The 10225-nt window shown below is 35.3% G+C and carries 7 protein-coding genes; 6 read left to right on the top strand and 1 reads right to left on the bottom strand.

Features of this window, described 5'->3' with window-relative positions; all coding sequences use genetic code 11:
• Positions 1 to 48: 48 nt before the first annotated feature.
• The 4 genes from ABJI11_RS01945 to ABJI11_RS01930 are packed head-to-tail and all read left to right on the top strand — an operon-like array spanning position 49 to position 5614.
• Positions 49 to 3336 (top strand): efflux RND transporter permease subunit, encoded by a 3288-nt coding sequence (locus tag ABJI11_RS01945; protein WP_348348925.1) that lies wholly within the window; start codon positions 49 to 51, stop codon positions 3334 to 3336.
• On the top strand, positions 3336 to 4700 hold the full coding sequence (locus ABJI11_RS01940) for a TolC family protein (RefSeq protein WP_348348923.1): 1365 nt from the start codon (positions 3336 to 3338) through the stop codon (positions 4698 to 4700). Before ABJI11_RS01945 ends, ABJI11_RS01940 begins: the two co-directional genes overlap by 1 nt.
• A 53-nt stretch (positions 4701 to 4753) precedes the next feature.
• Positions 4754 to 5422: a hypothetical protein gene (locus ABJI11_RS01935; protein ID WP_348348921.1), complete on the top strand. Its 669-nt coding sequence runs from the start codon at positions 4754 to 4756 to the stop codon at positions 5420 to 5422.
• Positions 5423 to 5431: 9 nt separating this feature from the next.
• A complete protein-coding gene (locus ABJI11_RS01930; protein WP_348348919.1) occupies positions 5432 to 5614 on the top strand; it encodes a CPXCG motif-containing cysteine-rich protein in 183 nt (60 codons plus the stop codon).
• Here ABJI11_RS01930 and ABJI11_RS01925 read toward each other — a convergent pair whose 3' ends face one another.
• Complete coding sequence (locus ABJI11_RS01925) at positions 5615 to 6295, bottom strand: head GIN domain-containing protein (RefSeq protein WP_348348917.1); 681 nt, start codon at positions 6293 to 6295, stop codon at positions 5615 to 5617.
• A gap of 172 nt (positions 6296 to 6467) precedes the next feature.
• Here ABJI11_RS01925 and ABJI11_RS01920 point away from each other — a divergent pair, with 172 nt between their 5' ends.
• Positions 6468 to 8783 (top strand): hypothetical protein, encoded by a 2316-nt coding sequence (locus ABJI11_RS01920; RefSeq protein ID WP_348348915.1) that lies wholly within the window; start codon positions 6468 to 6470, stop codon positions 8781 to 8783.
• A 269-nt stretch (positions 8784 to 9052) separates the two neighbouring features.
• The gene (locus tag ABJI11_RS01915; protein WP_348348913.1) at positions 9053 to 10087 is read left to right on the top strand and encodes a histidine kinase; all 1035 of its coding nucleotides are present in this window, start codon (positions 9053 to 9055) and stop codon (positions 10085 to 10087) included.
• Positions 10088 to 10225: the final 138 nt, after the last annotated feature.

Raw genomic sequence — 10225 nt, 5'->3', positions numbered from 1 at the left:
TATGGCGGTTAAAATTTACTCTGAACAACCAGAAAATACAGAAGAATAATGCGTAAACTGATAGAATATTTTATTCGGTATCATGTTGCCGTTAATGTTGTAGTTATTTCTTTTGCCTTGTTCGGCATTGTTGGTGCTAAGGCATTAAAATCTTCTTACTTTCCATTGACGGATTCTAAGAATATAGCCATTACCATTACTTATCCAGGTGCATCGCCACAAGAGGTTGAAGAAGGTATTGTACTTAAAATTGAAGATAATTTAAAAGGACTTGAAGGTGTTGATCGTGTTACTTCTACATCTAGGGAGAATAGTGGTACAATTAACGTTGAGATAGAAAAGGGTGAGAATATTGACTTCATGCTTTTAGAGGTCAAAAATGCTGTAGATAGGGTGCCAACTTTCCCAACAGGAATGGAGCCTTTAATTGTATCTATTTTAGAAACCGTACGCCAAACCATATCTTTTGCTATTAGTGGAGAAGATATTCCACTTGCAACATTAAAAAGTGTAGGTAGGGAGATAGAGAATGATCTTAGGGCAATGGACGGTATTTCTCAAATTACGATTTCCGGATTTCCTGATGAGGAAATCGAAATTGCTGTAAACGAGAATGATTTACTGGCATATGGATTATCATTTTCTGAAGTAGCAAGTGCCGTTGGTAATGCCAATATACTTGTAACGGGTGGTAATATTAAAACAGATGCGGAGGAGTATTTAATACGTGCCAATAATCGCTCCTATTATGGTAGTGAACTTAGTAATCTGGTTGTTCGTGCAGATCAATCTGGTAATGTAATACGTTTAAAAGACGTGGCTATTGTAAGAGACCGTTTTTCAGAGACACCAAATGCTACTTATTTTAATGGAAACTTATCCGTAAGTACTACTATTACAAGTACTAATAATGAAGATTTAATTGCTGCGGCCGATCAAGTAAACGAATACATTGGTGAATTCAATGAAAAGTACAACAACATAAAATTAGATGTTGTATCCGATCAATCTATCACGTTAAATCAAAGAACACAATTATTGACAGAAAACGCCATTATGGGTATGGTGTTGGTATTGATATTTCTATCTCTTTTCTTGAATACTAGATTAGCGTTCTGGGTAGCATTCGGCCTTCCTGTTGCATTCCTGGGAATGTTCGTTTTTGCAGGTTTCTTTGATGTGACCATTAATGTACTTTCATTGTTCGGTATGATAATCGTTATCGGTATTCTGGTGGATGATGGTATTGTAATTGCAGAGAATATATATCAGCATTATGAAAAAGGAAAATCTCCTGTTCAGGCGGCTGTAGATGGTACTATGGAAGTATTGCCTCCTATTATTTCGGCAATTATAACAACAATATTAGCTTTCTCCATATTCTTGTTCTTAGATAGTAGAATTGGCGAGTTTTTTGGTGAAGTATCGGTAATTGTAATCTTGACCTTAGTGGTATCTCTAGTAGAGGCTTTGGTAATTTTACCTGCTCACTTGGCGCATTCAAAAGCTTTACAGCCAATAGATACCAAACCTAAGAGTGGTTTGGCTAATGCTTTTGCCAAACTAAGGGTGATCAACGAATTTGGTGATAGATTAATGGTTTGGATGCGTGATAATCTATATACTCCAGTATTACGGTTTTCAATGAATCACAAAATATTCATGTTCGCGGTTTTTGCTTCTGCATTCATTTTAACATTAGGTTCTGTAGGTGGTGGTATCATTAGAACGGCATTCTTTCCAAGGATTGCCAGTGATCGTGTAGGTATTGAATTAGAAATGCCTAATGGTACTAATGAAAAAATTACAGATTCTATTATATCCTTAATAGAGGAAAAAGCCATAATTGTCAATCAAGAATTGACTGATAAATATATGCCAGGCTCAGATAAAATGGTTTTTGAAAACCTTATTAAAAATATAGGTCCCGGCTCATCTTCTGCAGTATTAAGTATTAACCTATTGCCAGGTGAAGAAAGACCAAATGAAATATCTGCTGATATGGTAACTAGAAGGGTAGAAGAACTCGTAGGTCCGGTAGTGGGTGTAGAAAGTCTTATTTATGGTTCTGGTGGTAACTTTGGTGGCTCACCGGTTTCGGTATCCTTGTTAGGTAACAATATTGAACAATTAAAAGCTGCAAAAGCGGAGTTGAAAGATATTTTGACCAAGAATCCAAGATTGAAAGATATTTCTGATAATGACCCGGCGGGTATTAAAGAAATCAGACTGACATTAAAAGAAAATGCCTATTTGTTAGGATTGGATCTACAAGCATTAATGACTCAGGTACGTGCAGGTTTCTTTGGCGTACAGGCGCAGCGTTTTCAAAGATCTCAAGATGAGATCAGGGTTTGGGTTCGTTATGACAGAGATGAGCGTTCGTCAATCTCTAATTTAGATGATATGCGAATTGTTACGCCTACAGGTGAAAGAGTCCCGTTGAGTGAAATTGCAGATTATACTATTGAACGTGGAGATGTTGCTATCAACCGTTTAGAAGGCAGAAGAGAAATTCAGGTGTCTGCGGATATGAAAGACGTAAAGGATAGTCCAACAGAAATTATGACCGAAATTCAGAACGTACACATGCCAGAGATACAATCTAAATATCCAACGGTAAGTGCATCTTATGAAGGTCAGAACAGGGAGTTAGAGAAATTAACAGGTTCATTAAAACTGGTTGGTTTCACGGTAATTCTATTGATTTACATCACTATTGCATTTACATTTAGAAGTTTTAGTCAGCCATTGATGCTGTTGTTATTGGTGCCATTTAGCTTTACGGCAGTGGCATGGGGGCATTGGGTACATGATTTCCCAATAAACGTGCTTTCTATATTAGGTATCATTGCACTGATTGGTATTATGGTAAACGATGGTCTGGTGCTTATAGGTAAATTCAATTCTAATTTACGTGAAGGTATGACTTTTGATAACGCTATTTTTGAAGCAGGTAAGTCTAGGTTTAGAGCTATTTTCTTAACATCTATTACTACTATCGCAGGTTTGGCTCCTTTAATGTTAGAGACCAGTAGACAAGCGCAATTCTTAAAGCCAATGGCAATTTCTATTGCCTATGGTATAGGTATCGCTACGGTACTTACTTTATTAATGTTACCACTGTTCTTATCGTTCAGTAACAACTTAAAAGCGCAGAATTTATCTTTCGCTTCAGGGCATAAGATTACAAAAGAAGAGGTAGAAAGAGCAATTAAGGAAAGAAAAGATGCTGATCATTTAGAAGGTCATAAGCAAGACGCTATAGAAGGTAGCGAGCATCAAGAGCAAATAGAAGGTGGTTCACATCCATATAAGAATATAGATAAGTTATAATGAGTAAAGTAAGATTCATCATATTATTGGTATTTCTCCCGGTTTGTGCAGTTTTCGCGCAAGAGAAAACACTCTCTAAAGAAGAAGCTGTAATTAGGGCTTTAGAGAATAATTATGGAATAGAGATAGCCAAAAGTCAAGTTGATATTGCAGAGAATAATGCCAGTATTCTTAATTCTGGATATTTGCCAACATTATCAGGTACGGCGGGTGCTACCTATAATAATAACAATACAACTACTGAATTTCCAGGTCAATTTAATGATGATGGTAGTGAAAGGACAGACATTTCTATTGACGGTGCAGAAAGCCAAAGATATAGTACGGCATTAAATCTAAATTATACCTTGTTTGATGGTATGGGTAGGTTCTATAATTACAAAAGATTAAAAGAACAGTACCAATTAAGCACGTTACAAGCCCGTGAGACTATAGAAAATACCATGATTCAAATGTTTACGGTATATTTTGAAATAGCTAGACTAACGGAGAATAAAAATGTACAAAAGCAAGCTTTGGAAATTTCCAGGGATAGAATCACTAGATCAGAGTATTCTTTTGAATATGGTCAAAATACTAAGTTGGATATCCTGAACGCTCAGGTAGATATGACCAATGATAGTATTAATCTATTGAATACGGAACAGCAATTGGCAAATGCAAAGCGCGATTTAAATGTGGTTCTAAATCAAGATTTAAGTGCGCAATATGAAGTAGATACAACAATTGTTTTTATACCTAAGTTTCAAATAGTGGAATTTATGGATAAGGCAATTGCCAATAACGTTGCAGTGTTGCAGACCGAAACTAATTTGAATATCAATTCATATGATATCAAGGTGAGCAAATCTGGTTATTTGCCAACAATAGGTTTAACGGGTTCTTATGGATGGAACCGAAACCAAAATGCACCATCGGCTTTTTTGACAGGAGCGGTTTTTCCAGGTACCAATTCTAATGTAGGCAATTATTCTTTAGGTGCAAGTCTTACGTGGAACTTGTTTGATGGTGGTAGCACTACGGTTAGTGTTAAGAATGCTAAGATTACCTATGCTAATCAAGAATTATTGCGTAAGCAGGTAGAGTTAGAAGTTAGTAGAGATATGCAGAACGCTATGGCATTGTATGAGAATTTGTTGAAAATATATCAAATTCAAGAACAGAATGTATTTACCAATCAGAATAATTTTGAGCGTTCCAAAGAGCAGTTTCAACTGGGTAGTATAACATCGATAGAGTTTAGGCAGGCACAGATTAATTTATTGAATGCACAGACCAATAAGAACTTGGCTAAGTACGATGCAAAATTGGCTGAGCTTCAATTACTACAACTTACAGGACAATTACTGAATATAGAACTATAAGTAAACCTTAAAGTTTTAATCTCGAATGATCGAGCAAATTAATTAGGGAAAAGATGTATAGCGATAGAACAAATAGCGAGCTCATAGAGATAATGGATCAACATTCATTACTCACTTTTGAAGCGCAGTTAAGTTTACATGAAGAGTTAGAGAAACGTGCTGTTGTTGTAGATTTAAGTAATTTAGAAAATACCATTTCCAATAAACGCGCTGAAATAAATAACTTAGATTATTTAAAGGATTTCGGCTTTAGGGCAGATAAAACTGCAGATGGGTTGGTAGTGACTAGAACCCAAAAGGCATTACTTACAGATGTATTGGCTGTAATAGTAGGTCTATTGGTATTCATGCTAGGTATTTATGGTTGTATCAACTTGGTATATACTTTTATAAATGGTGAAGAGCTAGATGTTTTTACCTTGGCATATAAGTTTGCAATGGCGGCTTTAATTTATATAGGTTTTAGCTTTTTTAGCGGCTTGCAACGTTTGTTCGATTTTTACGGCTTTGAATTAAGTAAAGTCAATGGCTCTGTAACTTTAAAAAAACGTTTTGATGTTAAGTTAGAGGAGATTAAAGTAAATCCATCAGACATTCATTTAGATGCTGATGAAGACATTCTTTCTTTAAAATTGGGTCATGATACTATTTTCACCTCTAATGGCGGTAATCTAATTCAGTCTTTAACGTTGAAGGAGCTAGCCAAAGAATTGAAAGCTTAATTAGTTGCCATGTTCGAGCACTATTTTCAATGCCCGTATTGCTGGGAAGAAGTATCTATGCTACTTGATCCTTCCGTTTCACAACAGACCTATGTAGAAGATTGTGAAGTGTGCTGTAACCCAATTGAGGTGATGCCACAGTTTCAGGATAATGAACTCGTAGGTTTCGATGTTCAGAGTATAGAACAGTAGTTATTCTAGTATTGCAATTTTACCACCAAATGTATCATCTTTATCCACAGATTTGGGGTTGCCATAAATATTAATAGTACCGCCAGCTTTTACTTTGGCAATAATAGATTCACTGGCATGAACTTCAGCGCTACCACCAGAGAGAACGATTACGGTGCTATTTTTTGTTTTTAAACCTTTGTTTAAAATTTTGCCGCCGGTATTGATCATTACTTCTTGATTGCTGCTAGTACCCGATAACTTTATTTCACTACCACTAACACTTTTAGACAATACATTGTTGTACGCAATATTTAAGGTGATGGTGCTGGCATCTTGCGCTTCTATTTCTAAGTCGGTACCAATGACCAATCCCGTAGAAATAATTCTAGAATTTTTGTTCGCATCTATGACCGATAGTGCTTCTGTATAGTACAGTTTAAGATTTAAAATAGTGTTTAAAACAGATTCGCCAGAGCACATTTTTAATCTTAATCGGCCATCATTTTCTGTAATACTAAGTTCTTTCTTATCGGCATTGGCGATTTCAATTTTATTTTCTTCACCTTTTACAAGGGTTACACTGATTCTGTCATACACTCTAAGTTCCGTATATTTTTCTAAAGGTATAGTTGCGTTACCTTGCGCAATAATATTCAGATTAGAAAATAAAATCAGCGTAAAGAATAAAAAATATTTCATGTTGTAATGACTATTTGATAGTACAAAGTTAAGGTACAAATAGGTTCGTATTACAACAGGTCTGTAATACGCCACCGTACAAACTCCTTATTAAAAGTTAAATAACATCGTAAACCAATATAGGTTTTGCAGTTTTGTTATCTTAAACAAGAGTTTACCTATTGCTGAATTTATGAAGAAGAAATATCTCTTAGTTGCTTTATTTGTTATTGTTGGAATTGTCGGTTTTGCCGGTGTACAATACTTGCCAACGGCAGAAAATGAGATAATAACTAAAACGTTAGATACCATTGCTACGCGAAGAGACCTGCGTAGAAGTTTCTTTGATAAGCGAGAAATATTGGTTGTCTATGGGGCAAAAGACACGGCGTTGCAGCAGCAATACAAGAACATACTTCACGAACTTTCTTTATTAGAAGTAACACGTTCAAGGCGCAGCGCCAAGGTGGGTTACAAAAGGGTTGATGAGGTTACGGCAGAATCATTAGAAAATTCAATTTTGTATTTAGTGGGTGCGGTAGATGAGAATCCGCTGATAAAAGAATATATGGGGAATACGCCTTTTCAAGTGTCACCATCAGAAATTAAAATTGGATCTAAAGAAATGCCTAATAATAATTCTATTTTAGGAGTTTGTTTTTACCCTAGTCCCACAGATTCTAAAATCCCCTTTAGTTTTTTGACGGGTACGGATGCTCAAGAAGTATTTTCTTTGTTTGCCGAAAAAGTGTTGGATCAAGGTCAGTCATTTTACCGTCAGAATTTAGAGTACGAAGTGTATGAGAATAATGAGCGATTGGTCATGGGTGATTTTAATGTAAACTGGGGTATTGAAGGATCCACCTTTTTTAATTTTGCTACAGGTACCCGGGTGTTGCTAGATACCGATGACTTTAAGTTCATAGATCACCAAAAAGCCATTCAAAAAATAGATGTTCCTACTTGGGAAGCTGCAGTGATTAAATCAAAAGCAAAAATTGTAAATTTTGTAGGTAAAAAAAATGTACCTAAAATAACCTATAATTTTTATACTTGTACAGAAGAGAAAGGCTTAATGACGGGAAATACTGATCATTCTACGTATGACACCGTTACAAACTCCGTACATACTATAGTAAATAAAATTTATGCAAATAATAATATTGGTAGAGATAATGCTTTGTTGTTGCACCACCTGATAGGAGAGAGTAATAAGAATATCATCACATTAGGGCTGCCTATATATTTTACCGATACCTGGCAAATGAAAGGCTACAAGTATTGGGCTGCAAGATTGGTAGAATCTGAGAATACCTTTACGGTGGCAGAGCTTTTAAGTAACTCTTTTTTAGAGATGGAATCTTCGTTGATACGAGATTGTATGGCTGGTGCGTTTACAGACTTCTTAATTGAAACATGGGGAAAAGATGTTTATCTAAAACGATATAATAAGTTATCGTTAACGCAACAAGAAGAAAAAACACTTGAAATAAAGTGGCAGAAGTATTTGGCGGAATTACCTAGTGCATATCCTAAGAAAAAAACACAAAAGAAAAAATTACCCTATGTAAAAGGTTTCAATTTTGCACATGAAGGGTATAGTATTTATAATGGCTATGGTTCTAAAAAAGCAACGGAATCTTTGTTGAAGCAAAAGAATATGGGCAGTAATGCCATGGCAATAGTACCGTATACAGGTATTAATGATATAAACACACCTAAACCATTGCATTTTAGTGATAATGCTGGCAGTGAGAATGATGATGCGGTTGTACATGCTGTTTCAATGGCTAGTGATATGGGTATGTATACCTTGTTGAAACCTCAAATTTATGTAGGCGGTAGCTGGCCCGGTGGTATAGATATGCCTACGGATGCCCAATGGGATAAATTTCATGATTATTATTATCGATGGATTCGCCACTACGCATTCTTGGCAGAAATTCATGAAATGGATGCTTTGTGTATAGGTGTGGAGTTTACTAAAGCAACATTGTCTCAGCCAGATGCTTGGCGTGCAATGATAAAGAAAACACGGGCATTGTATTCTGGGCAAATTACCTATGCCGCCAATTGGGGAGCTGAATTTGAGAAATTAGAATTTTGGGACGAATTAGATTTTATAGGGTTGAATTCTTACTATCCGTTGAGTAAAAAAGATAATCCTACAGATGAGGAATTAAGTCTTCAATTTGATACGGTAAAGACAAAGATTAAAAAGGTATATGACAAGTTTAAGAAGCCTATCGTATTTACGGAAATAGGCTTTAGAAGTGTAGATACCCCTTGGAAAAATCCGCATGCAGAGGCAGACGATACTATAAATGAAGAGGCTCAGCGTAGGTCTTATGAAATTATCTTTGAAGGTATTAAGGATGAACCTTGGTGTCAAGGTATCTTATGGTGGAAATTTCCTAGCTATTTAGAATACCGTGGCGAACAAAATAATGCCTTTACGCCTAATAACAAATTAGCGGAAGAAACAGTACGAGATTGGTTTACTGAATAGTAAGTGTCACTTTTTGTAGAACATAGACGGTTGGTTTGTATGTGTCTGATTTTATGTACTTAGTTTATTCTTTGTCGTTATTTGTTTTTGTTTTACTGCATTTTTATCCTACGAGAATATTTCATAATTAACTCTGGTTGTTTTAAATGGTATTATAGACGTTTGGGCTATTTATACCATCAATTAGCCATATTACACAATACCTTTGTGTACAATATTACATAGATTTATTGCGGTATATTTATGTAGCACCATTAGAAATAAGTTAAATGGCAATAACAAAAGTAAAGCAGGGAGAAGTAATTAAGACAGCTCTTCTAATAGGGATTTTGGTGTCGTTACCAAAAACCATCTATTTGTACAACGGTATAATGGAAGGTAATTTAAATTTCTCTATGTCTTGGGTGGTCGATTTTATGTATCGTTACCTGTTTTTCTTTTGCTATTCATGGTCTGTAATTCAGTTAAACGCCAATATTGATTATGACGAATATAAATGGCCACCGTTTTTAAAATGGATCGTAATTCTGATTATCAATATTGTGCTAGCAATCTCGGTGGTAAAAATATTTATAATCTGCTACCCTTTATTTAGTGGTAGGTCACTGAAATCTAATGAAATAAGTTGGGTGAATTTTACCTTTATTAACTTATCTATAGTTTTGTTTTTTATAGCGCGTTTATTGCGGGTAAGTACTGATAAGCAAGAAAGTAGAATTGAGAACGAACAATTAAAACAGCAGAATTTAGAGAATGAGTTGGCAGCCTTAAAGAACCAGATTGATCCACATTTTTTGTTCAATTCTCTAAACTCTCTTTCTTCATTAATTCGTGAAAATGAAAATGCTACTAAATTCGTGAATAAGCTTTCTTATATGTACCGCTATATTTTGCAGAGTGGTGAAACTAATTTGGTGGCAACGAGAGAGGAGCTTAAATTTTTAGATTGTTATATTTTTTTAATGAAAACAAGGTATAGAGATAGAATTGAGATAGAAGTAGATGTCGCCAAGGATTATATGGATATGAAAATTCCGCCGTTAGCATTACAATCGTTAGTAGAAAATTCAGTTAAGCATAACGAAATATCTTCTACCAACCCCTTGACCGTAAAAGTCTATTCTAATGAACAATCTTTAGTGGTAGAAAACCCTATTCGTAGTCGTAGTACATTAGCAGAAGGTATGGGTACGGGTCTCTATAATTTAAAGAAACGATATTCTCTTTTGTTGAAAAAAGATGTTTTAGTAAGTACCGATAATGATATATTTAAAGTAGAACTACCTTTAAAGCATCCGGTATGAAAGTAATACTAGTAGAAGATGAACTTGCCGCAAGCGATAATTTAGCCTATCTGCTCACGAAAATCAACCCTGCAATAGAGGTTATAGCGGTGCTAGATACCGTAAAGGCTACTGTAGATTATTTTTCTAATCCGCATG

This window comes from Maribacter sp., from assembly GCF_039968975.1.
GTDB lineage: Bacteria > Bacteroidota > Bacteroidia > Flavobacteriales > Flavobacteriaceae > Maribacter.
This window is presented reverse-complemented; position numbering and strand designations above follow the sequence as displayed.